This is a genomic window from Intrasporangium calvum DSM 43043 (assembly GCF_000184685.1).
Classification (GTDB): domain Bacteria; phylum Actinomycetota; class Actinomycetes; order Actinomycetales; family Dermatophilaceae; genus Intrasporangium; species Intrasporangium calvum.
In genome coordinates this window covers 1997680-2020604 of the sequence record NC_014830.1, presented here as the reverse complement: position 1 = coordinate 2020604, position 22925 = coordinate 1997680, and the positions used below count along the sequence as shown (strand labels likewise).

The following is a 22925-nucleotide window of genomic DNA, read 5'->3' as shown; positions in this document are numbered from 1 at the left end:
CGGCTACGCGGAGGCACGCGGGGTGCCTTCAGCGAGACTCGCCACCCTCGCCGGCTCCAGGCGCCTCTCGAAGAGAGCGCGAACGCTCGGGTTGCTCCGGACGAGGTCGAGCGCGAGGTCGGCGTGGCCGGGTACGTACCCGTTGCCGATGAGCATCCGCACGTCCGAGGCCAGCCCCTCTGCACCGAGGGCTGCCGCGGCGAAGTTGGTGGCCATGCTGAAGAAGATGATGGTGCCGCCGTCTGCCGTCGCGAGGATGGCGGGCTGCTCGCAGCCCGGGACGTCGACACAGACGACCGTGACATCCGCCGGACCACCGGCGCTCTCGACTGCAGCGCGCAGGCCCAGGGGTGACCGGGCGTCCGCGATGACCACGTCGTCCGCCAGCCCCGTCGGCAGGAGCAGGTCACGCTCGTCTTCGGTCGGCACGACGGCGACGACCCGCCCGGCGCCCGCCTGACGGGCGGCCGCGAGCGAGAGTGAGCCGGACTTGCCCGCACCTCCGAGCACGACGACGGTGGGGTCGGTCGGCGTTCCCGCCCGACCACTGGCGTGGTCGTGCACGACTCGGGCGACGAGCGCGGGCGCGCCGCACACGTCCATCACCATGAGAGCCAGCCGTGGGTCCATGTCGGCCGGGATCCGGGCGGCGATCGTCCGTCCGAAGAGGATGGCGTGCCCCTTGGCGGGCACCTGCTCGGATCGGCCGTCCCAGCGCTCCAGACCATCGGTGATGGCCAACGGGGTCAGCGACAGGGAGACCAGGGTGGCGACCCGGTCGCCGACCTCGAGGCCGGTGCGGCTCTCCGGCCCGACCTCGGCCACGGTGCCGATGAGCATCCCTCCGGAGCCGGTGACGGGGTTCTGCATCTTCCCTCGCTCCGCGATGATGGCACGCACCTCGGTGCGCACGGCGTCGCCGTCGACGACTCCCCCGCTGCTGTGCTTCTCCGCGAGCTGCCGGAAGGACGCAGCATCCAGGTTGAGGGTCTCGACGTCGATCCGCACCTCGTCCGGCCACAGCTCCGGGCGCGCATCGAGCCGGCGGGCTGCCTGCGGCAAGGTGACGGCGTCACCCGTCGGGTCGAGGACGCGGTGGAGGCCCACCGGGGAGGAGGCCGATCGTGTGCTCATGTAGAGATCCTTCGGTTGGAGGGAACTTAGGCAGGATATCCTGTTGCAGCCTACGAGATACACGACGAATAGTTTGGCTATCGTGGTGCACATGACGAAGGTTGAGCAGCCCTACGTGTACCAGCGCCGCGAGCTCGTGGAGCCTGACTGGACCCGCTTCCCCGGATGGCGGGCAGTCACGCAGGCCGACTGGGACAGTGCACAGTGGCAGCGCGTCAACTGCGTTCGCAACGTCAAGCAGTTGCGTAGCCTCATGGGCGACCTGCTCGACGACCGGTTCTACACCGATCTCGAGCGCGACCAGGCCGAGCGCGCGACGATGTCCATGCTCGTGCCGCCCCAGATGCTCAACACGATGGTGCCCGCGACGTCCGCTGCGATGCCCGCATCAGGGGCGGACTTCACCGAGGCGTTCTACGCGGATCCCATCCGGCGCTACATGCTCCCGGTCTTCTCCGACCGTCGCACGGACTGGCCCTCCCACCCCTTCTCCTCGCGCGACTCCCTGCACGAGCACGACATGTGGGTGGCCGAGGGCCTGACGCACCGCTACCCCACCAAGGTGCTTGCCGAGCTGCTGCCCACCTGTCCCCAGTACTGCGGTCACTGCACGCGCATGGATCTCGTCGGCAACTCCACCCCCCAGGTGAACAAGCTGAAGTTCGACCTCAAGCCAGTCGACCGGTACGACGCGATGCTCGCCTACCTCCGGAACACGCCGAGCGTCCGGGACGTCGTCGTCTCGGGGGGCGACGTCGCGAACATGCCGTGGAAGAACCTGGAGTCCTTCCTCGACCGGCTCCTCGAGATCGACAACATCCGCGACATCCGGCTCGCGACGAAGGCACTCATGGGCCTGCCGCAGCACTGGTTCGCCGACGACGTGGTCGAAGGGGTGGCGCGGGTCGCCGCCACGGCGCGGGCCCGGGGCGTCTCACTGGCGATCCACACCCACGTCAACAACGCCCAGTCCGTCACCCCCGCCGTTGCCCGGGCCTCGCGGGCCATGCTCGAGGCGGGAGTCCGGGACGTCCGGAACCAAGGCGTCCTCATGCGCGGGATCAACGACTCGACCGAGCAGCTGCTCGATCTCTGCTTCGCCCTCGCGGACGGCGCCTCCATCACGCCGTACTACTTCTACATGTGCGACATGATCCCGTTTGCCGAGCACTGGCGCCTCTCGCTGGCTGAGGCCCAGCGCCTGCAGCACTCGATCATGGGCTACCTCCCGGGCTTCGCCACCCCGCGGATCGTGTGCGACGTGCCCTTCGTCGGCAAGCGATGGGTCCACCAGCAGGACGAGTACGACACCGAGCGCGGCATCTCGTACTGGCGCAAGAACTACCGCACGTCGATCGAGGGCGAGGACACCCAGGCCCTCTCGAGGGAGTACGTCTACTACGACCCGATCTACACCCTTCCCGAGTCGGGCCAGCAGTGGTGGCGAGAGTCGATCGACCACGACCAGCTGCTCGTCGCCGCGGAGGGGCGGGCAGCAGCCAGCCGGGCCGCCGCCGAGTCACAGCTCGTCCAGAGCCACTGACGCGCTCGGTCGTCCAGCCCGCAACAGCCTCCGGTCGGGACGACTCGCCTCCCCCTAGACTGCCGTCGTGACCGCCAAGCCGCCGACCCGCACCCGCATGCCCCGAGCCGAGCGGGAGGCGCAGATGCTCGAGGTGGCCGAGCGGGTCTTCGGGGCCAACGGTTTCCACGCCACCACGATGGACGACATCGCAGAGCAGGTCGGAGTCACCAAGCCCCTCATCTACGACTACTTCGGGTCGAAGGAAGGGCTGCTCGCCGCGACCATCGAGCGGGCTCGGCACCAGCTGCTCGACGCCCTCATCACCGCTTGGGACTCCGACGCCGAGGCGGCTCCCCGGGAGCGGGTGGCCGCGGTCATCACGGCGTTCTTCACCTTCATCGACGAGCACGAGCAGGCGTTCGCCCTGCTGCGCACCGAGGGTTCCCTCATCGGTGAGGCCGCCGCCTCGGTCGAGCGGATCCGCCAGCAGACCGCCAAGGCTCTCGCCGAAGGCATCACCATGCTGCCCGAGTTCGCGGACCTGGCCCCCGGCCGCGTCGTCGCCCTGGCCGAGGTGATGATCGGCGGCATCGAGCGGCTCGCCGTGTACCGCAGCACGCATCCCGGCATCACGTCCGACGAGGCTGCCGAGCTCGTGGTCACCATGGCCTGGGACGGCCTGGGCTCGCTCGCCAGGGCGTGACCCAGTGTCACCGCCGAGGCGCAGGCCCCGGTCCGCCGGTCCGGCCACCCCTGCGACGGTCGCCCTCGACGTCCTGGGCGTCGACTACCGGGGCCACACCTATCGGCACGACGCTGCTGAGACCGGCTATGGAGCCGAGGCCGCCCGGGAGCTCGGGGTTCCCGCGGAACGCATCTTCAAGACGCTGCTCGTCGACACCGGCGACGGCCTCGCTGTCGCCGTGGTCCCGGTCGCCGGCCAGCTCGATCTCAAGGCCATGGCGGCCGCGCTCGGAGTCAAGGCGGTACGGCTCGCGGACCCGGCCGACGCGGCGCGGAGCAGCGGATACGTCATCGGCGGGATCTCTCCGCTCGGCCAGAAGCGGCGGCTGCCGACGGTGGTCGACACCTCGGCGACCGACCAGGCGACCATCTACGTCTCCGGCGGGCGACGAGGTTTCCAGCTCGAGCTGTCCCCCGTCGAGCTGCTCCGCGCCACGGACGGGTCAGCCTCCCCCGTCGCCCGGGCCTGACGCCGGATGACCGGTCCCTCTGGCCGCCTGACCCGGGTGAGCCTCATCCTCGTTCTCGCCGCGTTGACCATGGTCGGTCCGTTCAGCATCGACGCGATCCTGCCGGCCTTCGACGCCCTGTCGACCGAGCTTCGCGTCGACGACGCGTCGGTGCAGCAGACCCTCAGCGTCTACCTCGGCAGCTTCGCCTTCGCGAGTCTCTTCCACGGGTCGCTCTCCGACGCGGTCGGCCGCAAGCCGGTCATCCTGACCGGCTGCGCTCTCTACGCTCTCGCCTCGGCGTGGTGCGCACTGGCTCCGTCCATGCCGGTGCTCCTCGCCGGACGGGCTGCGCAGGGCCTCGTCGCCGGGGCCGGCATGATCGTGGGCCGGACCGTCGTGCGCGACCTCTACGACGGGCCCTCGGCTCAGCGCTTCATGAGCCACATCTCGATGATCTTCGCCATCGCCCCAGCCCTGGCGCCGATCGTCGGGGGCTGGATCCTCGGCTGGGGTTCCTGGCGGACCATCTTCTGGGTGCTCGCCGGCTACGGCTTCGTGATCGTGCTGCTGACCGGGGTCCTCCTGCCCGAGACGCACCCACGCAGCTCTCGGATCCCCTTTCGCCCCAAGCCTCTCGTCACATCGTTCCTCGCTGCGGCGCGCGACCCGTCCGTCCTTCGGCTGAGCAGCGCGATCGCGCTCAACTTCTCGGCGCTCTTCCTCTACATCGCCTCCGCGCCCGCGATCGTCGTCGACCACCTCGGTCTGGGCGCGCAGGACTTCGGCGTCCTCTTCGTGCCGCTCGTCGTCGCGATGATGCTCGGTTCGTTCCTCACCGGCCGGCTGGTCGGACGCGTCCGCCAGGGCGCGTTCGTGGCGGCGGGCTTTGCCATCGCGCTGGCCGGTTCCGCGTTCGCCGTGGTCTACCAGGCAACCGCGCAGCCTCCGCAGACCGCCTGGAGTGTCGTCCCCGCCGCGACCGGAGCCCTGGGCGTCGCCCTCATCTTCCCGATCCTCACGATCAGTCTGCTCGACCTGCGTCCAAGGGAACGGGGGGCGGTCTCGTCGTTCCAGGCCTTCCTCAGCACGCTCCTCAATGCGGTCGTGGCGGGGGTGGCCGCTCCGCTCGTCAGTGGGTCGTTGGTGACCCTGGCCCTGGTCTCGGGGGCCTTCACGTCGGGAGCGCTGCTGCTCTGGCTCATACATCGCCGCTCTCACCGGGCCCCGTCGACCCGGCCGGACCTCCCACTCGAGGAGCCGACGGACCAGCTGTGAAGGTCCGAACCACCAACGGGAGCCTCGCAGGGCTCAGTCGTGCGCCGGCGCCTCCGCAGCGCTGCTCCGGCCCTCCCAAGGGGTCGAGAGGACGACCGTCGTCCGGGTGGAGACGTTGGCCGCCGTGCGGATCCGGGCGAGCAGGTCCTCCAGAGCACCGGGTATCGACGTGCGGATCTTGAGGATGTAGCTCTCGTCCCCGGCGACCGAGTAGCAGTCCTCGATCTCCGGGATGTGCCGCAGTCGCTCCGGCACGTCGTCGGGAGCGCTGGGGTCGAACGGCGTGACCGAGATCAGGGCGGTGAGCGGGAGGGAGAGCGCCTCCGGGGACACGGTCGCGGTATAGCCGGTGATGACGCCACGCTCCTCGAGCCGGCGAACCCGTTGGTGGACCGCGGACGTCGACAGACCCGTGGCCCGGCCCAGATCGGTGAAGCTCATCCGGCCGTCCGCCAGCAGCAGGCCGACGAGCCGACGGTCGAGGTCTTCCATGCTTGGAACAGTAGTCGAGCGGGCTCCGTCGGGCAGGTCCGTTCCACGATGGGGATCACCTGGGGGCCGCACTCCCGCCGGCACCGACCTCCAGCCGAGCTATCGCGGACCCCCCCGCCGCCGCCAACGCGTCGCGGTGCGCCCCTCCCAGGCCCCGCACCGCTGGCCGGCCGGGATGGCACGATGGCCGACATGACCGGACGCCTGCTGCTGCTCGACACCGCCTCGCTCTACTTCCGCGCCTTCTACGGGGTCCCTGAGGTCGTCGGACCGAGCGGCGTGCCGACGAACGCGGTCCGCGGGCTGCTCGACATGATCGCCTCCCTCGTCGAGCGCTCGCGTCCCTCGCACCTCGCGGCCTGCTGGGACAACGACTGGCGACCCGCCTTCCGGGTCGAGGCGATCCCCTCGTACAAGACCCACCGGGCTGCGGTCACCTCGCCCGTGGACGCGGCGACCGCCGAGGGTGTCCTCGAGGAGGAGGTGCCCGACGGCCTCGCCGTCCAGGTGCCGATCATCGTGGACGCGTTGGCGGCCCTGGGCCTGGCCCGGGTCGGCGTCGACGGCCACGAGGCCGACGATGTCATCGGCACGCTCGTGACGCTGCACCGGGGCCAGCTCCCGATCGACATCGTCACCGGCGACCGTGACCTCTTCCAGCTCGTCGACGACGCCAACGAGGTCCGCGTGCTCTACACCGCCCGGGGTGGCGTCCGCAGCCCTGACCTCGTGGACGAGGCCTTCCTCCAGGACAAGTACGGCATCCCGGACGGCGCGGCGTACGCCGACATGGCGGTGCTGCGCGGAGACTCCAGCGATGGACTGCCCGGGGTGGCCGGGATCGGCGAGAAGACCGCCGCGAAGCTGATCACGACGTACGGCTCTCTCGAGGCGCTGCGAGCCGCGATCGACGCCGGCGACCCCGCGATCAAGGGGGCGCAGCGGGCTCGGCTCGAGGCGGGCGCCGCGTATCTCGACGCCGCCCCGAAGGTGGTGCAGGTCGTCCGGGAGGCCCCGGTCGGCGAGGTGGATCTGCGCGTCCCGACGAGGGTGGCCGACCCCGCGCTGATGTCCCGCCTCGCGGTCGACCACGGCCTGACGAGCTCGTTCGACCGGGTCGTCACCGCGCTTCGGCTCAGCTAGCCACCCACCGACGATCACGTATGCCGCTGGGCCGGCTCAGCGGCATACGGCACCTTCTCCGCCCCGGCACCTTCTGGCTCGGCTCAGTCGAGCCGGTCAGCAGCCACGACCCCGCGCAGCACGGCGTCGCTCGCCTTCCTCGCGACCCGCTGGAGCTCTCGGTCCCCGGCGTCCGTCAGCTGGCCCAGGAGGTCGATGATCTGCTTGCACCGCCGCACGAAGTCACCGGCGGCCAGCTCGGTGCCCCGGAGCACCTCCTCGAGCGGACGTCCGCTGGCCCACCGGTGCACCGCCCAGGCGATCCCGGGGTCGGGCGCGCCGGTCATGGGCAGCGCCAGAGCGCCCTCGGCGTCCTCGAGGTCGGACCAGATGGCGAGCATCCGGTCATGGGCCTCGCGCACGTCGTCGTTGGGCCACCGCGGTGCCAGCCCACCGTCCTCCCGACGGGGCTCGTGGATGAGCATCGAGACGACAGCGGCAAGGGACGGCGGGTCGAGCTGGCGCCACACGCCCTCACGCAGGCACTCGGCCGCGAGCAGGTCCTTCTCGGTGTAGAGCTGGCGGAGGCGCTCCCCGTGCTCGGTGATCTGCTCGCCACCCTCACCCAGGTAGCCCATGGCGACGAGGAGCTCGCAGATCTTGTCGAACGTCCTGGCCACCGAGTTGGTCCGCCCCTCGATCTTGCGCTGGAGACCCTCGGTCTCTCGCTGCAGGCGCCACCACCGCTCGGCCCAGCGGGCATGGTCCTCTCGATCCGGACACTGGTGACACGGGTGCGCGCGCAGCCGCCGGCGCAGCTCGTCGACGCGCGTGTCGGCGGCGTCCTCGGGGACCGCACGGCGCGGCCGGGGCGGGTCGTGCGGCATGGCCGCCCGGAGGGACGCGGCGAGGTCGCGGCGCGCCTTCGGGTTCTTGGCGTTGAAGTGCTTGGGCACGCGGATCGTGCCGAGCGGCTCGAGCGGCGCCGGCACGTCGTGGAGGGTGAGCCTGCGCAGGTGGTGGTCCTCGGTGACGACCGCTGGGGACGGAGCGTCGCCGCGGCCACCGCCCCGGTTCGGCAGCACGACGACGGCCAGCCCGCTGTACCGCCCGCTCGGGATCCGCACGATGTCGCCGATCTTGAGGCTCTCCAGCGACACCGCCGCCGCGGCGCGCTGCGACGCGGAGCGCGCCTTGGCACCCTCCTTCTCGATGGTGCGGATCTCGTTGCGCATCGCGGCGTACTCGGAGAAGTCGCCGAGGTGGCACGTCATCGACTCCGCGTAGCCCGCGAGCGCCTCCTCGTTGCGTCGGACCGTGCGGACGAAGCCGACCACGGCGCGGTCGGCCTGGAACTGCGCGAACGACGTCTCGAGGATCTCCCTTGCGCTGTCCCGCCCGAACTGTCGCACCAGGTTGACCGCCATGTTGTACGTCGGGCGGAAGCTCGAGCGCAGCGGGTAGGTGCGGGTCGACGCCAGCCCGGCGACGCTCTCCGGGTCGAGGCCACGGTTCCAGAGCACCACCGCGTGGCCCTCGATGTCGATGCCTCGGCGCCCCGCGCGCCCGGTGAGCTGCGTGTACTCGGCCGGCGTGATGTCGACGTGGCTCTCGCCGTTGAACTTGACGAGCTTCTCGAGCACGACGGTGCGGGCTGGCATGTTGATCCCCAGGGCCAGCGTCTCGGTCGCGAAGACCGCCCGGACCCTGCCCTGGGTGAAGAGCTCCTCGACGATCTCGCGGAAGGTCGGCAGCATGCCGGCGTGGTGCGCTGCGAAACCTCTGGTGATCCCCTCGACGAAGTCCCAGTAGCCGAGCACCGCGAGGTCCTCCTCCGCCAGGCCCTGCACCCGCTCCTCGACGAGCCGCCGGTTCGCGGCGCCCTGCGCGTCGGTGACGAGCCGCATCCCGCTCGCTAGGAGCTGGCCGACGGCAGCCTCACAGCCGGCTCGGCTGAAGATGAACGTGATCGCCGGCAACAGGCCCTCTCGGTCGAGCCGCTCGATCACCTCGGCGCGGGTCGCGCCGCCGCCCGGTCGCCCCCCTCGGGAGAAGCCGCGTGCGGCCTCCCCGCCGCCGGGGCCGCGCTGCTCACTGCCGCGGCGGCCGCGCCCACCCCAGTCGTCACCGCGGGTTGCGCCCCGACCGCCCGGACCCCCTCGACCACCTCGGGAGCGGCCTCGGCCGTTTGTCGACCAGTGGCTGTCCCACGCGCCGCGCCCTTCGGTGCCGCGGATGGCGTGCACGAGATCCGGGTTGACACTGACCTCCGCCCGGACCGGCTCGTCCGCCCCCCTCCCCCGGCGTTCCACCGTCTCCTCGACGAAGAGGTCGTAGAGCGACTGGCCGACCATCATGTGCTGCCACAGCGGGACCGGCCGGTGCTCCGAGACGATCACGGCCGTGTCGCCGCGGACCTCGTCGAGCCACGCACCGAACTCCTCGGCGTTGGAGACCGTCGCAGAGAGCGAGACGACGCTGACGTCCGGCGGGAGGTGGATGATGACCTCCTCCCAGACCGCCCCCCGGAAGCGGTCGGCGAGGTAGTGGACCTCGTCCATGACGACCCAGCCGAGACCCTCCAGAGTGCTCGACCCGGCGTACATCATGTTGCGCAGTACCTCGGTCGTCATGACGACGACGGGCGCCTCACCGTTGATGGAGGCGTCACCCGTGAGGAGGCCGACGCGTTCGACGCCGTGGCGGCGCACGAGGTCCGCGTACTTCTGGTTCGACAGGGCCTTGATCGGTGTCGTGTAGAAGGCCTTGCGGCCGGTCTGCAGGGCAAGGTGGACGGCGAACTCGCCGACCACGGTCTTGCCCGCGCCCGTGGGTGCAGCGACGAGGACCCCGCGGCCCTCCTCGACCGCGCGGCAGGCCGCCACCTGGAAGTCGTCGAGGGGGAACTCGAGCTGGGCGGCGAACTCCCGTAGCGCGGGCCCTCTTGAGCCGCCTGCCTCACCGGAGCCGTGTGTCGAACTCATCGCTGTCCATCCTCCCTGCCGTGGGTCGAGTGAGCACCCGGAGGCTCCGCGGGACAACCTCGATGTCGAGCGGGAGCTCGGTGAACGGCTCGCCGTCGGCCTGGGAACGGATCGACCGTGCCTCGAGGCGGACCCGGGCTGCCCGGTGGATCTCCACCGCAGGGTGGGAGACATGTGCTCCGGCGTACACCGAGGGAAACACGCGCAGGAAGGCGGGCACGGAGATCGCCCGGACGAGCAGGACGTCGAAGAGGCCGTCGGTCGGATCGGCGTCCGGGCAGACGATCATGCCGCCGCCGAAGGAGGAGGTGTTGGCGACGGCCACGAGCATGGCGCTCGTCTCGATGCGACGCCCGTCGAGCTCGACGACGTAGGGAATCGGCTTGAAGACCGGTAGCTCACGCAGGATCGCCAGGTTGTACCGCATCTGGCCCCGGGGCCACCGCATCCGAGCGGCGCGCGCCGTGACGACCGCGTCGAAACCCGCACCGAGGACACCCGCGAACCACTTCACCTCACCGTTCGGGCCGGTGGCCCGGCCGGCATCGATGGTCCGGACCGCCCCCCGCGTGATCAGGTCGACGGCTCGGGCGGGGTCGCGGACCGGCAGGCCCAGGTTGCGGGCGAAGTCGTTCCCCGTTCCGGCCGCCACGACTCCCATCGGCGTCTCCGAGCCGGCGACGAGGTTGGCTCCCAGGTGCACGAGGCCGTCACCCCCGACGAGGACGAGCGCGTCGACCCCGGCCCGGATGGCTGCCGTGGCGTGCTCCTCCGACTCCGCCCACGTCCGGCCGGAGGCCTCGACCACCTCGAGGCCGTTGGCCCTGAGCCGCCCGCGGGTCTCCTCGCCCATGGCCCGGCCAGTGCCCCGGCCGGCAGCGGGGTTGATGATCAGGGCGACGCGTCGGGGCACACCGGGAACGCTACAGCGCGGATGCCTGGTCGTCCGGGACGTCAAGCCAGTCGGGGAGGTTCGCCTGCTTCTTCCGGTCGAGCACGAAGGCCACCCCGACCGAGGCGAAGTAGAGGACGATCATCGGCGAGGCCATGAAGAGCATGGTGAACGCGTCGGGAGTCGGCGTCATCACCGCGGCGAACACGAAGATGACCATCACGGCGGGCCGCCACGCCTTGAGCATGGCCCGGCCCGTGAGCAGACCGATGATGTTGAAACAGATGAGGAAGACGGGGAGCAGGAAGGCGCACCCGAAGGCGATGATGAACTTCAGGACGAAGGACAGGTAGAGCGACGCGTCCTGGATGTTGAAGGCACCGGCCGGTGTGAAGTCGAGGAGGACGGCGACGGCCTTCGGCACCATGACGAACGCGGCGGCGCAGCCGGCCACGAAGAGCGGCACGGCGGCGACGACGAACAGCCGGGTGACCCGCTTCTCCTTCTTCGTCAGGCCCGGGACGACGAAACCCCAGATCTGCATGAGCCACACGGGCGACGCGAGGATCAGGCCGACGAAGAGCGCGACGGTCAGCTTGATGGCGAACGCGTCCGTCATCGTCCCGAAGTTGATGTTGACCAGCCCGGCCTCCCCACGCTGGGCGGCGACGTCCTTGAGGGGCTGGATCAGCTGGTTGATGATCCGGTCGTAGTAGATCCAGCCGAGAACGGCGCCGGCCAGGACCGCTCCCCCGGCCAGCATGACGCGGTTGCGCAGCTCGCGCAGGTGGTCGGCGAGGGACATCCGTCCCTCGGGATTGCGTTTGCGCAACAGCGACGGCATCAGTGGCTTCGGTCTTCGATCGTCGGGGCGGGTCTCAGGCGTGGTGTCGGCGCCTCAGAGGGAAGGGTCGCTCCGGAACCGGTCGGCGTCCGCGCGAGCCTCGGCAGCGCGCGCCTCGGCTTCCTTGGCGCGCGCCTCTGCGGTCCTGGCCTCGGCCTCGGCCTCGGCCACGCGACGGCGGGCCTCGTCATCGACGACGTCGCCACGGACGGTGCTCTGGGCCGCCTCGGACGGGGTCTTGCCGTCCTTCTTCATCTCGTCGACCTCGGACTTGAAGACCCGCGCCGAGCGGCCCAGGCTGCGGGCCATGTCCGGGAGCCGCTTCCAGCCGAAGAGGGCGATGATGATGACCGCGATGACGATGAGCTCTGGGGCACCCAGGTTGGGCATGTGTCGTCTCCTCAGACGTCAGGACCCGCGTTCATGGGGCCGCTCGTTGCAGCATGTGCGCTACAGGTGACCAGCATACGTGGGGCACGTGAACAATGGAGACATCATACCTCTGGAGTCACGTGGTCACGCGGTCGTCTCATAGGGGGCCAGCGCGGCCTGCGCCTCGTCGGCCACGGCAATGGCCAGCTCAGCTGGCGAGACCACCTTGGCGTCGCCCCCGAGGCGGAGCATGAGGCGCCGGACCAGGGCCGGGTCGGCCACCTTGAGCGTCACCCTGACCGAACCGTTGGCGCTGCGCCGCACGCCCTCGTTCGGGTAGTAGTCCGCGATCCAGGCCGCCTGGGGCGACGTCTCGATCTCCACGGTCAGGTCGCTGTCGCTGGGGACGAAGACCTCCTCGTCGAGGTCGCGTGGGGTGGCCTCGGGCGGCGGCGTGCCGTCCACGTCGAGGACGGTGGCTGCCGCGACTCGGTCGACGCGGAAGAACCGGACGCCCCCCGCCCGGTGGCACCACCCCTCGAGGTACCACTGTCCGTCGAGATTGACGATGCGCATGAGGTCGACGTCGCGCTCCGTCGTCTCGTCGCGCGTGGCGACGTAGTAGCTGAGGTGGACTCGTCGCCGGCCGGCGAGCGCCTCCTTGAGCTGCGTCATGACAGCGTGCTGGCTGCCGTCGTCGAGGTCGAGTGCGATCTGCCCTCCGCCGGGATCGGCGGCGGTCGTGGCGGCGCGCAGCTTCGCGAGGGTCCGGTCGGCGATCTCGGAGTTGACGAGGATGGAGCTGAGCGCCTGCAGGCCCGCGGTGAGCGTGACCGCCTCGTCCCGGGTGAGGCGCATGGGGGCGGCGATGTCGTCGGCGTTGGCGAGGTAGATGTGGCCGTCGTCCCACTGGGCGTCGATGAGCTCGGCATGGGTGTAGCCGGGTGTGCCGCAGAGGAACAGCAGCTCGAGGTCGGACTCGATCTGCCGGGGGCTGACCGAGAACTCACGCGCGGCCTCCTCGAGGCTGACGCCCTGGTGGCGCAGCAGCCACGGCACGAGGTCGAGCAGGCGGCCGAGCCGTTGGGTCGCGGTCTCGGATGCCGTCCGCGCGCGCGGCGCGGCGGTGCGCGGGAGGGCGGTCCGTCGTTCGTTCAGGCGCTTGTCGGTCATGGGGCCTGCTCCCCTACTCGCGGTGCCGCCGCCCGCTCGTCCTGGGGCAGCCGGCCCGAGTGGGACTCGAGGACGCGCTGCAGCGCCTCGCGCACCCCGTCGACGAGCTCAACGGGTGCGACGGCGACGGCGTGGCTGCCGAGGGCTGCGATGTCGCGCTCGGTCCGGCCGCGTTCGTAGGGCACCTCCACCTCGGTCCAGCGGTGGTCGATGTCGCGGGTGCGCGTCGCGGCCTGGCGCAGCAGGTGCCCTCGGCCGTGGCGGAGGCGGATCGTCGCCGTGCCGACGGGCTCGGGAGCCTGGGCGGCGAGGGACACCTCGGGCACGTGGTCGGCGGGGACCTCGTAGGAGCCGGCCCGGCCCTTCTTCCGGACGGGGCCGACGACGCGGCTCAGTCGAAACGCACGCTCCGCTCCGCGGTCGACGTCGTATGCCGTGAGGTACCAGCGACCGTGCCAGTGCTTGAGCGCCCACGGCCGGACGTGGCGCAGGTCGACGGAGCCGTCGTTCTTTTGGTACTCGAAGGTGATGGGCTGCCGGGCGGAGAGAGCGACGCGCACCGGGTCGAAGGCCGGCTCCGTCGTGCGGATCCGGGGCTCGACGCCGGCGGCGAGCGACTCGTCGATCTCCACGCCGGCGAGTCGCAGCTTGCGCAGCCCAGCGGTCGCGGTCCCGGAGACGCTGGCCGTGGACCAGGCGCGGGCGGCCAGGGCGAGGGCGGCCACCTCGTCGGGCTCGAAGCTGATCTCGGGCAGCGAGGTCTCGCTCGAGTCGATGCGGTAGCCGACCTCGTCGTCGAAGAGGACGTCGACGACGGTCGTCGTGATGGGGATACCCATCTCGCGCAGCTCGTCCTTGTCCCGCTCGAACATCCGGTCGAAGGCTTCGTCGGACGGAGCCTCGGCGTAGGCGGGGAGGGCGGCGCGCAGCTTGTCCTTGGGGATCGGGCGTCGGGTCGACTTGAGCGCGAGGATGAGGTTGAGCAGCCGCTCGGTCTTCTCCGCCGACGCGGACGTTGCGCTCATGGCCACCTTCCTCAGTTGCTGGGTCGCCCTGCCGGGCGCAGTCCGACGCTACCTGACTCCTCGGGCCACGCGCGGACGTGTGTCGTCGGTAGGGTCCGGGCATGATGCAGTGGCGGTCGGCAGTCATCACCGAGGTCCAGTCACGCTGGGCGGGAACCGTGGCGTATGCCGCTGAGCTCGCTTCCGGTGACACCGTCCGAGCGCTCGGCTACGTCGAGAACGTCGGTGACCTGCCGGTCGGTGCGCGGGTGCTGCTCAACACCACCGCGCTCGAGCGTGGCCTGGGAACCGGCGGGTTCGCGATCGTGGTCGCCGCCCCGGACCACCTGCCCGCGCCGGTCGACCTCGAGCAGGTGGCCGGTCACCTCGTCAAGGCCCGGTACACATCGGTCCAGACCATGGTGCTCGGGGTCGACGAGCAGGACAGCCCGGAGCACGAGCGTCTGCGCGACGCGGATGACCTCGGTGGCATGCCGGTCGTCGTCGCGGACCTCCACTCCGCACTGCCGGCAGTCATTGCAGGTCTGCGGGCGTCCGCGCCGACGACACGGGTCGCCTACGTGATGACCGACGGCGGCGCGCTGCCCGCGGACTTCTCGCGCACGGTGGCGGGCCTCCGGGACTCCGGGTGGCTCGAGGCGTGCATCACCGTCGGCCAGGCCTACGGGGGCGACCTGGAGGCGGTCAACGTGCACACCGGGCTCCTCACTGCACACCTCGTCGTCGAGGCCGACGTGACGGTGGTCGCGCAGGGCCCGGGCAACCTCGGGACGGGGACGCGGTGGGGGTTCTCCGGCACCTCTGCCGGGGAGGCGGTGAACGCGGCCGGGGTGCTGGGCGGTCGGCCGGTGGCGTCCCTGCGGGTCTCGGAGGCGGACCAGCGCCCGCGGCACCGGGGGCTGTCGCACCACAGCTCGACGGCCTACGGGCGGGTGGCACTGGTCCCGGCCGACGTGCCGGTCCCCCGGCTCACCGAGGACCTGGCCCGCTACGTGCACAGCCAGGCGCAGGCGCTCTGCAGCTCCACGGGCGGTCGGCTGCGGCTCGTCGAGGTGGACTGCGAGGGCCTCGAGGACGCGCTGCGGAGCGCCCCGGTCCGGTTGTCGACGATGGGGCGCGGCCTCGACGAGGACCGGCTGTCATTCCTCACCGCCGCCGCGGCCGGACGACACGCAGCCGCCCTCATCACGCCGCGCCCCCGCTGACCGCACCCCCCTCCCCAACGCAACACACCCGCCTACCGACTGCAGGTGCCGCCTGGAGCAGGCCTGGTCAGTCGATGAGCGGGTGTGTTGCGCGGTGGGAGGGGCTGCTGGGAGCGAGCCCAGCGGCATACGGCTCGATCTGGGTCAGCGCACGTCGTCGAGGTCGACGACGAAGATGAGCGTCTCCCCCGGCGCGATCGCCGCACCCGCGCCCCGGTCACCGTAGGCGAGGTGCGAAGGGATCGTCAGCTTGCGCCGGCCACCGACCTTCATGCCCTCGATGCCCCGGTCCCAGCCGGGGATGACCATGCCCACCCCGAGCCGGAAGTCGAGCGGGGCGCCGCGGTTCCACGACGAGTCGAACTCCTCACCGGTCGAGTGGGCGACGCCGACGTAGTGGGCGCTCACGGTGTCGCCGGCCCTGGCTTCGCGCCCGTCGCCCTCGATGACGTCCTCGATGACGAGGTCCGTGGGCGGCTCACCCTCGGGGAAGTCGATCTCCGGCTTCGTGCGGTCTGGGTCGAGTGGCATGCGATGTCCTTCCTCGGAGCGTGAGGGCACGCCCCAGTCTGTCAGCGGCTGGTCGCCGGTCCGGTCAGTAGGCGTCGAGGATGTCGACGACGAAGACGAGCGTGTCCGTGCCACTGATCCCACCGTTGGGGTTGCCCTGCTCGCCGTACCCGTCCTTCGGCGGGATGACGAGGAGCACGCGGCTGCCGACCTTCTTGCCGACGAGCGTGTCGTCCCAGCCCGGGATGACGGCGCCGATGCCGATCGGGAAGTCCGCGACGGATCCACGCTCCCACGACGAGTCGAAGACGGAACCGTCCTTCCAGAGCAGGCCGTGATAGTGCGCCGCGATGAACTGCCCCTCCTTGACGACGGGGCCGGTGCCCTCGATGAGCGTCGCCTCACGCGTCTCCTTCGGGGCATCGCCCTTGGGGATGGTCACCTTGGGGGCCTTGGCGTTGCCCTCGGAGAACTCGACCGTGGGGAAGCCGGCCGGGCTCGCGGACCCCGTGCCCTCGAGCTGCGTGAGCCCGCGGTGGACGTCCGACACGTCGGCGATGACGACGATGGTGTCGGTGCCGCCGACGCCGAGCTGGGCGTTGCCGCTGTCACCGAAACCCTTGGCCGGCGGGATCGTGAACGCGACCCGCGCGCCCTCCTGGGCGCCCACGAGGCCCTCGGTGAACCCGGCGAGCAGGTCGGTCCGACCCAGTCGGTAACCCTCGTCGATACGACCCTTCCCGAAGCCGTCGTCGAGCAGCTTGCCGGACGCGCCGTTGTAGATCTGCGCCCGGATGCTGACGGTGTCCTCCTTCGTCGCCGCGGTGCCCGTGCCCGGCGTCAGCACTCGGCGCTGCACGGACGTCGTGGAGATGGGGGTCTTGCCCAGGTCGACCTTCGGGGCGGTCTTGAAGTCGACCGGGCCCGATGCCGTGACGCCCGCGAGGGCGTCGGGGGTGTCCACCGGGGCGGGGGCGGCCGACGCCGTGCTGGCAGGGGTGCTGGCAGGGGTGCCGGTTGCAGCGGGCGTGCCGGGTTCGGACTGGCCGCACGCGGACAGGACGGACAGGCCGAGGACGGCGACGGCAGCCGTCGCGGCGGTTCGAATTCGCACAGGAACGCTTTCGGTCGTGGAATGGTCGATCGGCCCACCCCAAGGAAGGCCCCGGTCACTGTAACCCGCCTCCTTGTGACCGGCGTCAGCAGCGGCCGCCGGGACCCGGTTGGCCGGCGGTCACAGGCTCCGGGGCACCTCCGGAGAGCGGGAGATGGTGTCCATGAGCCGCTCGACCCGCTCGTCCACGGCCCGGAACGGGTCCTTGCACAGGACCGTGCGCTGGGCTTGGTCGTTGAGCTTGAGATGGACCCAGTCCACGGTGAAGTCCCGGCCATGTGCCTGGGCGGCCCGGATGAAGTCTCCCCGCAGCTTGGCCCGGGTCGTCTGGGGCGGGCGCACCTTGGCAGCGAAGACCTCGATGTCGGACGAGACCCGGGCCGCCAGACCTCGTTTCTGGAGCAGGTAGAACAGGCCCCTCGAGCGGTTGATGTCGTGGTACGCGAGGTCCAGTTGGAGCACCCGCGGATCGGACATGCCCAGTCCGTGACGGGCGCGGTAGCGCTCGATGAGGCGGAGCTTGATCACCCAGTCGATCTCGGTCGCGATGGAGTCGAGGTCACCCGAGCCGACCGCCTCCAGCGTGCGCCCCCACAGGTCCAGGACCTGCTTCGTGTCCGAGGACCCCATCCCCTCACGGTCGACGAGCTCCGACGCCTTCTCGAAGTACTCTCGCTGGAGGTCGAGGGCCGACAGCTCCCTTCCGTTGGCGAGCCGCACCGTCGCGCGCCCGGTCGGGTCATGGCTCATCGTCCGGATCGCCCGGATCGGGTTCTCCAGGGTCAGGTCCCGCATCACCACGCCCTGCTCGATGAGCCGCAGCACGAGGTCCGCCGAGCCCACCTTGAGCAGGCTGGTCGTCTCGGACATGTTCGAGTCGCCGACGATGACGTGCAGCCGCCGGTAGCGCTCTGCGTCGGCGTGCGGCTCGTCCCTCGTGTTGATGATCGGCCGCGACCGGGTCGTCGCCGAGGAGACCCCTTCCCAGATGTGGTCGGCGCGCTGGCTCACCGCGAAGTTGGCGCCGTGGGCGGTGGCGACGACCTTGCCCGCCCCGCTCGTGATCTGTCGGCTGATGAGGAAGGGGATGAACATGTCGGACACCCGCTGGAAGTCGCCGGTGCGGCCGAAGAGGTAGTTCTCATGGCAGCCGTAGGAGTTCCCGGCAGAGTCGGTGTTGTTCTTGAAGACGAAGATCTCGCCCTCGACGCCGTCGTCCTGCAGGCGCGCCTGGGCGTCCTCGACCAGCCCCTCGAGGATCCGCTCCCCCGCCTTGTCCTGGATGACGAGCTCTCGCACGGAGTCGCACTCGGCCGTGGCGTACTCGGGGTGCGAGCCGACGTCGAGGTAGAGACGGGCCCCGTTGCCGAGGAACACGTTGCTCGACCGGCCCCAGGCCACGACGCGACGAAAGAGGTACCGCGCGACCTCGTCGGGCGTGAGCCTGCGCTGGCCCTGCGTCGTGCAGGTGACGCCGTACTCGTTCTCGATCCCGAAGATTCGCCGCTCCATGGACCAACTCTAAGCACCGGTTCTCGGCTCAGCGCGAACGTCGTGGACGGCGGCGCGGTGCCAGTGGTGTGCTCGCTCCATGGCCTCGATCCTCGTCCTCGGCGGTACCAGCTGGCTCGGCGGCGCAGTGGCGGCCCACGCCCTCTCGCTGGGTCACGACGTGACCTGCCTGGCGAGGGGTGTGTCGGGTGAGGTTCCCGATGGCGCACGGTGGGTTGCCGCTGACCGGGGTGACTCCGCCGCCTACGCGGCGCTGGGAACGCACGCCGGGTGGGACCTCGTCGTGGACGTGGCGCGGCAACCCGGGCACGTCCGCGGCGCCGTGCGGGCCCTCGCCGACCGGACGTCGTCCTGGGTGTTCGTCAGCTCGTGCTCGGTCTACGCCCGGCATGACGAGCCCGGAGCCGACGAGTCGGCCGCACTCCTGCAGGCCCTGGAGGCGGAGACCGGGACGCCGGAGCAGTACGGCGAGGGCAAGGTCGCCTGCGAGCTGGCCGTCCGAGGGGTCAGGGGTGGGGACGCCCTCATCGCTCGCAGCGGCCTCATCGTCGGCCACGGCGACCCGAGCGAGCGGTTCGGCTACTGGCCGGCCCGCTTCGCGGACGCCGCGCAGGACGGAGGTCCCGTCCTCGCCCCCGACCACCCCGACCAGCCGGTGCAGTGGGTCGACGTCGGGGATCTGGCTGCTTGGCTCGTCTCCGCAGGACTGGCCGGTACCACCGGCACCGTCAACGCCGTCGGCACTCCTCGGTCGCTCCGGGAGGTGCTCGGCACCGCCGCCCGGGTCGCCGGCTTCTCCGGTGACATCGTCAACGCGGACCCTGCCGCCCTGGCTCGTCAGGGCGTCGAGGAGTTCATGGGGCCTCGCTCGCTCCCCTTGTGGCTGCATGACCCGGAGTGGCAGGCGTTCATGGACCGGAGCGCCGCCGCGGCGACCACGGCCGGTCTGACGACCCGGCCCCTCGAGGCCTCGGTCACCGACGCGCTCGCGTGGGAGAGGCAGCTGGGGACGAGCCGTCCGCGGTCCCGGGCGGGGCTCTCCCGAGCTGACGAGCTGGCCGCCATCACCGCCCTGGCGGCCGAGGACCGCACGGCGCGGCGTTGAAGCCGACCACCCCTGTCTCGATTTGGCGGGGCCTGTAACAATGGCCAAGCCCCCCTTCCGACGCCCACCTCCACACTCCCTCTTGGATGGCCATGATCGACAGACCCAACTTCAAGTTCTCCCGACGCGGATACGAGCCGGAGGAGGTCGACGCGTTCCTCGAGACGCAGAACCGAACTCTGCAGGCGGCCAAGAAGGACGCCTCCGAGCGCAGCGTCGAGCTGACCAAGCTCAATGCCCAGCTGGCCGACCTCCGAGGGCAGCTGGCCCAACAGTCGCGCGCCATGGCCGACCTGAAGAAGTCGGCCCCCACGCAGGGTCAGACCTACACCGAGCTCGGTGAGCGCGTGGGTCAGATCCTGGCCCTCGCCGACGCCGAGGCCGCCGAGATGCGCACCCGGGCTGCCATGGAGGCCGACCACATCCGCGAACGCGCCAACAACGCGGCCGGCGAGCTGAAGAACACCACCAGCGCCTACGCGGAGCAGGCCAAGGCCCGAGCCGACGAAGAGGCTCAGCGGGTCGTCGCCCAGGCCAACCGCGAGGCCCAGGCGATCATCGCGGAGGCACAGAGCGTCGCCTCGGCCCAGCGGCAGGAGTCTGCCGCCGAGTACGAGTCACACCGCGCCAAGGCAGCCGCCGCCACAGCCGAGCTGGAGACGACGCTCGCCCACCGGCGTGAGCAGGCCGACAAGGAGTTCGAGGCGCGCCGGCAGGCCCTCGAGGCCACGCTCGTCGAGGCGGAGCGCCAGGCGAGGCAGCTGCGTGAGCGCTCCGAGCAGGAGGCGGCCGAGCTGCGTGGCCGCGCCCAGGCAATCCTCAACGGGGCCCAGTCGCAGGCGGATCTCATCATCGGCGAGGCCCGGGACCACGCGGGCCGGCTCCGTGAGGAGTCCGAACGCGAGCTGGCCGCGTCCACCGCGCAGCGCGACGCCATCACCGCGCAGCTGTCCAACGTCCGCCAGATGCTCTCCACCCTCGGCGGCGGCAGCTCGGCAGACGCCCTTCCCGCCCCCCCTCAGCCGCCTGCTCAACAGGCGCCGGTCCAGGAGGACGCCTCTCAGCAGGCGGCGCAGCAGTCCACTGTGGCCGAGCCGTCCGCGGCCGACACGACCATCGTCATGCAGGCGATCCCGATGCCGGACCACGGCTCAGAAGGCAACGGCGAGGATCGCGACGAGGAGCAGCCGACCTCGTCGCGGGAGCCCGCGCGCAGCAGCTGAGTCTCCGCGTCGAGGTCGTCTCGCTCGACCGCCGCGTCACCCACGACGCCGTCCGGCCCACCAGGACCGGACGGCGTCGACGTGGCGGCTGGGTAGGCCCGAGATTCCCGACCATCCGGCTCGGCTCAGCTCGGCTGCGTGGGCCCGTCGTCGCGGCCCTGTCCGTCGTCGGACGGACCGGCGTTGTCGTGGCCCAGGGGCGGTGCCGGCACGTCGGAATCCGACTCACCACTGAGAACCTCAGGGTGACCTGGGTGGGCCTCGTCGACGGGCGCGTCGGACATCGGGTTGTCTCGGCTCAGCAGCCGTTCGAGGAGCGGCCCGACCACGCGGCGGAACGTTCGACGGGGTCGTTGCCGGTCGAGGACGGCCACCTCGAGCTGGTCCGCGCCGAGCGCGCGGGGCTCGCCTCCGTCGGGCGACACGGCGAGCACGTCCACCGCCAGCCGTAGCGCCTCCCCGAGGCTGAGGCCGGGACGCCAGCGCTCGGCCAGGGCCTCCTCGGCCTGGTCGCTGGCCCCGCCCATCACGACGAACCCTCGCTCGTCGGCGACGGAGCCGTCGTAGGTGAGCCGGAAGATCTGGTCGTGCTCGACCCGGGCACCCACCTCCGCGACGACGATCTCGATCTCGAAGGGCTTGGACTCCTGGGTGAAGACGGCACCGAGGGTCTGCGCGTAGGTGTTGGCCAGCGCTCGGGCGGTCACGTCGGTGCGGTCGTAGGAGTAGCCGCGCAGGTCTGCGTAGCGGATGCCGGCGACGCGAAGGGACTCGAACTCGTTGTAGCGACCGACGGCCGCGAAGGCGATCCGGTCGTAGATCTCCGAGACCTTGTGGAGGGCGCGGGAAGGGTTCTCGGCGACGAAGGCGATGCCCTTGTCGTAGGCGAGCACGACCACGGACCGGCCGCGCGCGATGCCCTTGCGGGCGAAGTCGGCCCGGTCCTTCATCACCTGCTCGGGCGGGACGTAGAAGGGCATGGTCATCGGGCACCTCCGGGGTTGCCGCGGCGGGACTCGACGATGGCTCTGACGTGCCCCTCGAGGACCTGCTCCTCGATGAAGCGCGCTCCGGACTGGTCGACGACGGCCACCGTGGGCCAGATCTGCCGGCCCAGGTCGGGACCGCCCGTGGCCGAGTCGTCGTCAGCCGCGTCGTAGAGGGCCTCGACGGCCACCCGGACCGCGGCCTCCTCGCTCATCCCCGGGCGCCAGAGCTTCTTCAGAGCGCCGCGCGCGAAGAGGGAGCCGGAACCGCTCGAGTGGTGGCCCCCTTCGAGGTAGCACCCGCCGGTCACGTCGTAGGAGTAGACCCGCCCGATGCCCTTGTCGAGGTCGAACCCAGCGTAGGTGGGCACGACGGTGAGCCCCTGCATGGCGAGCGCGAGGTTGCCCCGGATCATGGAAGCGAGGCGGTTGGCCTTGCCCTCGAGGGACATGATGGCCCCCTCGATCTTCTCGTAGTGCTCGAGCTCGACCTGGTAGAGCCGGATCAGCTCGACGGCGATGCCCGCGGTGCCCGCGATGCCGACGACGCTGTAGCCGTCGGCGATGAAGACCTTCTCCATGTCGCGGTTGGCGATGATGTTGCCCATCGTGGCGCGTCGGTCGCCGGCCATGACCACGCCACCGTCGTGCAGGAGGGAGACGATCGTCGTGCCGTGGGGCGCCTCGATGCTCGCGCCGACGGGAAGCGGCCGACCCGACGGCAGCAGCTCGGGCCGGTACCCGCCCACGAACTCGGTGAAGGACGACGACCCGCTCGCCAGGAACGCGTCATCGAGCCTGGGGGCGCGGGAGGTGGGTCGGCCGCTCACTGGCCGCCCTTCTGGACGAAACCGCGGACGAACTCCTCGGCGTTCGACTCGAGCACACCGTCGATCTCGTCGAGGACACTGTCGATGTCGTCCTGGAGCCCTTCCTTCACCGCGGCTCCGGCCGGGGCTGCGGGCGGGGGCTCAGGAGCCTCTGGGGGCTCCTCGTCCCTGCGCTGCGGTCTGGCGTGTTCCTGGCCCGGCATGGCTACCTCCAAAGAGCGCGAATCACCGATACCCCGACCCTAACCCGTTCGCGCTCAGTCCGCGTGGGCGTCCCACGTGCGCCGCGGAGCAGGGGTCTCTGCCACGTCGGTGGCAGGCAGGTGGCAGGCAGGTGGCAGGCAGGTGGCAGGCAGGTGGCAGGCAGGTGGCAGGCAGGTGGCACGCCGATGGCGGGTCGGCGCCG

Annotated in this window: 22 protein-coding genes; 8 read left to right on the top strand and 14 right to left on the bottom strand. The window is 71.0% G+C overall.

Annotation, left to right across the window (positions count from 1 at the left end; genetic code table 11):
- Positions 1-3 precede the first annotated feature (3 nt).
- Positions 4-1134, bottom strand: coding sequence for an L-erythro-3,5-diaminohexanoate dehydrogenase (kdd, locus tag INTCA_RS09070; protein ID WP_013492617.1), 1131 nt, complete (start codon positions 1132-1134; stop codon positions 4-6).
- A gap of 91 nt (positions 1135-1225) precedes the next feature.
- On the opposite strand from kdd, the gene INTCA_RS09065 reads away from it, so the two are divergent.
- From INTCA_RS09065 to INTCA_RS09050, 4 genes are all read left to right on the top strand, one after another.
- On the top strand, positions 1226-2677 hold the full coding sequence (locus tag INTCA_RS09065) for a KamA family radical SAM protein (RefSeq protein ID WP_013492616.1): 1452 nt from the start codon (positions 1226-1228) through the stop codon (positions 2675-2677).
- Between the two features lie 67 nt (positions 2678-2744).
- On the top strand, positions 2745-3362 hold the full coding sequence (locus INTCA_RS09060; protein ID WP_013492615.1) for a TetR/AcrR family transcriptional regulator: 618 nt from the start codon (positions 2745-2747) through the stop codon (positions 3360-3362).
- Positions 3363-3366: 4 nt separating this feature from the next.
- Entirely contained in the window at positions 3367-3873 is a 507-nt protein-coding gene (gene ybaK, locus INTCA_RS09055; RefSeq protein ID WP_013492614.1) for a Cys-tRNA(Pro) deacylase, read from the top strand.
- A gap of 36 nt (positions 3874-3909) precedes the next feature.
- Positions 3910-5130 carry a multidrug effflux MFS transporter gene (locus INTCA_RS09050; protein ID WP_244859811.1) on the top strand — a complete coding sequence of 407 codons (1221 nt, stop codon included), beginning with the start codon at positions 3910-3912 and terminating at the stop codon, positions 5128-5130.
- A 33-nt stretch (positions 5131-5163) separates the two neighbouring features.
- On the opposite strand, the gene INTCA_RS09045 is transcribed toward INTCA_RS09050, so the two are convergent.
- A complete protein-coding gene (locus INTCA_RS09045; RefSeq protein WP_013492612.1) occupies positions 5164-5622 on the bottom strand; it encodes an Lrp/AsnC family transcriptional regulator in 459 nt (152 codons plus the stop codon).
- A gap of 183 nt (positions 5623-5805) precedes the next feature.
- Here INTCA_RS09045 and INTCA_RS09040 point away from each other — a divergent pair, with 183 nt between their 5' ends.
- The gene (locus INTCA_RS09040) at positions 5806-6765 is read left to right on the top strand and encodes a 5'-3' exonuclease (protein ID WP_013492611.1); all 960 of its coding nucleotides are present in this window, start codon (positions 5806-5808) and stop codon (positions 6763-6765) included.
- Positions 6766-6848: 83 nt separating this feature from the next.
- On the opposite strand, the gene INTCA_RS09035 is transcribed toward INTCA_RS09040, so the two are convergent.
- The 6 genes from INTCA_RS09035 to INTCA_RS09010 all read right to left on the bottom strand — a co-directional run bounded on the left by INTCA_RS09035 (position 6849) and on the right by INTCA_RS09010 (position 14034).
- Entirely contained in the window at positions 6849-9728 is a 2880-nt protein-coding gene (locus INTCA_RS09035; protein ID WP_013492610.1) for a DEAD/DEAH box helicase, read from the bottom strand.
- On the bottom strand, positions 9703-10641 hold the full coding sequence (locus INTCA_RS09030; protein ID WP_013492609.1) for a diacylglycerol/lipid kinase family protein: 939 nt from the start codon (positions 10639-10641) through the stop codon (positions 9703-9705). The genes INTCA_RS09035 and INTCA_RS09030 overlap by 26 nt, the downstream gene beginning before the upstream one ends.
- 10 nt (positions 10642-10651) lie before the next feature.
- Complete coding sequence (gene tatC / locus INTCA_RS09025) at positions 10652-11464, bottom strand: twin-arginine translocase subunit TatC (RefSeq protein WP_234423981.1); 813 nt, start codon at positions 11462-11464, stop codon at positions 10652-10654.
- A gap of 54 nt (positions 11465-11518) precedes the next feature.
- Entirely contained in the window at positions 11519-11854 is a 336-nt protein-coding gene (gene tatA / locus INTCA_RS09020; RefSeq protein WP_013492607.1) for a Sec-independent protein translocase subunit TatA, read from the bottom strand.
- 126 nt (positions 11855-11980) lie between these two features.
- Positions 11981-13009, bottom strand: a complete 1029-nt coding sequence (locus tag INTCA_RS09015) for a helix-turn-helix transcriptional regulator (RefSeq protein ID WP_013492606.1) — start codon at positions 13007-13009, stop codon at positions 11981-11983.
- Positions 13006-14034, bottom strand: coding sequence for a helix-turn-helix transcriptional regulator (locus tag INTCA_RS09010; RefSeq protein ID WP_013492605.1), 1029 nt, complete (start codon positions 14032-14034; stop codon positions 13006-13008). The genes INTCA_RS09015 and INTCA_RS09010 overlap by 4 nt, the downstream gene beginning before the upstream one ends.
- A 101-nt stretch (positions 14035-14135) precedes the next feature.
- On the opposite strand from INTCA_RS09010, the gene INTCA_RS09005 reads away from it, so the two are divergent.
- The gene (locus tag INTCA_RS09005) at positions 14136-15239 is read left to right on the top strand and encodes a DUF3866 family protein (RefSeq protein WP_013492604.1); all 1104 of its coding nucleotides are present in this window, start codon (positions 14136-14138) and stop codon (positions 15237-15239) included.
- 144 nt (positions 15240-15383) lie between these two features.
- Here INTCA_RS09005 and INTCA_RS09000 read toward each other — a convergent pair whose 3' ends face one another.
- From INTCA_RS09000 to pafA, 3 genes are all read right to left on the bottom strand, one after another.
- Complete coding sequence (locus INTCA_RS09000) at positions 15384-15770, bottom strand: FKBP-type peptidyl-prolyl cis-trans isomerase (protein WP_013492603.1); 387 nt, start codon at positions 15768-15770, stop codon at positions 15384-15386.
- A 64-nt stretch (positions 15771-15834) separates the two neighbouring features.
- Complete coding sequence (locus INTCA_RS08995; protein WP_013492602.1) at positions 15835-16863, bottom strand: FKBP-type peptidyl-prolyl cis-trans isomerase; 1029 nt, start codon at positions 16861-16863, stop codon at positions 15835-15837.
- A 120-nt stretch (positions 16864-16983) separates the two neighbouring features.
- Entirely contained in the window at positions 16984-18375 is a 1392-nt protein-coding gene (gene pafA / locus INTCA_RS08990) for a Pup--protein ligase (protein WP_013492601.1), read from the bottom strand.
- Between the two features lie 79 nt (positions 18376-18454).
- On the opposite strand from pafA, the gene INTCA_RS08985 reads away from it, so the two are divergent.
- Together INTCA_RS08985 and INTCA_RS18655 are read left to right on the top strand one after the other, a co-directional pair.
- Entirely contained in the window at positions 18455-19480 is a 1026-nt protein-coding gene (locus INTCA_RS08985) for an NAD-dependent epimerase/dehydratase family protein (protein ID WP_013492600.1), read from the top strand.
- Between the two features lie 92 nt (positions 19481-19572).
- Entirely contained in the window at positions 19573-20703 is a 1131-nt protein-coding gene (locus INTCA_RS18655; RefSeq protein WP_013492599.1) for a DivIVA domain-containing protein, read from the top strand.
- 125 nt (positions 20704-20828) lie between these two features.
- Here INTCA_RS18655 and prcA read toward each other — a convergent pair whose 3' ends face one another.
- From prcA to INTCA_RS08960, 3 genes are read right to left on the bottom strand one after another with little or no spacing between them, the layout of a single operon-like run.
- A complete protein-coding gene (gene prcA / locus INTCA_RS08970) occupies positions 20829-21689 on the bottom strand; it encodes a proteasome subunit alpha (RefSeq protein ID WP_013492598.1) in 861 nt (286 codons plus the stop codon).
- Entirely contained in the window at positions 21686-22519 is an 834-nt protein-coding gene (prcB, locus tag INTCA_RS08965) for a proteasome subunit beta (RefSeq protein ID WP_013492597.1), read from the bottom strand. The genes prcA and prcB overlap by 4 nt, the downstream gene beginning before the upstream one ends.
- On the bottom strand, positions 22516-22722 hold the full coding sequence (locus tag INTCA_RS08960) for a ubiquitin-like protein Pup (RefSeq protein WP_013492596.1): 207 nt from the start codon (positions 22720-22722) through the stop codon (positions 22516-22518). Before INTCA_RS08960 ends, prcB begins: the two co-directional genes overlap by 4 nt.
- Positions 22723-22925: the final 203 nt, after the last annotated feature.

Bases quoted from the DNA above. Each gene is read 5' to 3' on its own strand.
- kdd (WP_013492617.1), bottom strand. From the start codon at position 1,134: ATGAGCACACGATCGGCCTCCTCCCCGGTGGGCCTCCACCGCGTCCTC.
- INTCA_RS09065 (WP_013492616.1), top strand. From the start codon at position 1,226: ATGACGAAGGTTGAGCAGCCCTACGTGTACCAGCGCCGCGAGCTCGTG.
- INTCA_RS09045 (WP_013492612.1), bottom strand. From the start codon at position 5,622: ATGGAAGACCTCGACCGTCGGCTCGTCGGCCTGCTGCTGGCGGACGGC.
- INTCA_RS09040 (WP_013492611.1), top strand. From the start codon at position 5,806: ATGGCCGACATGACCGGACGCCTGCTGCTGCTCGACACCGCCTCGCTC.
- INTCA_RS09035 (WP_013492610.1), bottom strand. From the start codon at position 9,728: ATGAGTTCGACACACGGCTCCGGTGAGGCAGGCGGCTCAAGAGGGCCC.
- tatC (WP_234423981.1), bottom strand. From the start codon at position 11,464: ATGCCGTCGCTGTTGCGCAAACGCAATCCCGAGGGACGGATGTCCCTC.
- tatA (WP_013492607.1), bottom strand. From the start codon at position 11,854: ATGCCCAACCTGGGTGCCCCAGAGCTCATCGTCATCGCGGTCATCATC.
- INTCA_RS09015 (WP_013492606.1), bottom strand. From the start codon at position 13,009: ATGACCGACAAGCGCCTGAACGAACGACGGACCGCCCTCCCGCGCACC.
- INTCA_RS09010 (WP_013492605.1), bottom strand. From the start codon at position 14,034: ATGAGCGCAACGTCCGCGTCGGCGGAGAAGACCGAGCGGCTGCTCAAC.
- INTCA_RS09005 (WP_013492604.1), top strand. From the start codon at position 14,136: ATGATGCAGTGGCGGTCGGCAGTCATCACCGAGGTCCAGTCACGCTGG.
- INTCA_RS09000 (WP_013492603.1), bottom strand. From the start codon at position 15,770: ATGCCACTCGACCCAGACCGCACGAAGCCGGAGATCGACTTCCCCGAG.
- pafA (WP_013492601.1), bottom strand. From the start codon at position 18,375: ATGGAGCGGCGAATCTTCGGGATCGAGAACGAGTACGGCGTCACCTGC.
- INTCA_RS08985 (WP_013492600.1), top strand. From the start codon at position 18,455: ATGGCCTCGATCCTCGTCCTCGGCGGTACCAGCTGGCTCGGCGGCGCA.
- INTCA_RS18655 (WP_013492599.1), top strand. From the start codon at position 19,573: ATGATCGACAGACCCAACTTCAAGTTCTCCCGACGCGGATACGAGCCG.
- prcA (WP_013492598.1), bottom strand. From the start codon at position 21,689: ATGACCATGCCCTTCTACGTCCCGCCCGAGCAGGTGATGAAGGACCGG.
- INTCA_RS08960 (WP_013492596.1), bottom strand. From the start codon at position 22,722: ATGCCGGGCCAGGAACACGCCAGACCGCAGCGCAGGGACGAGGAGCCC.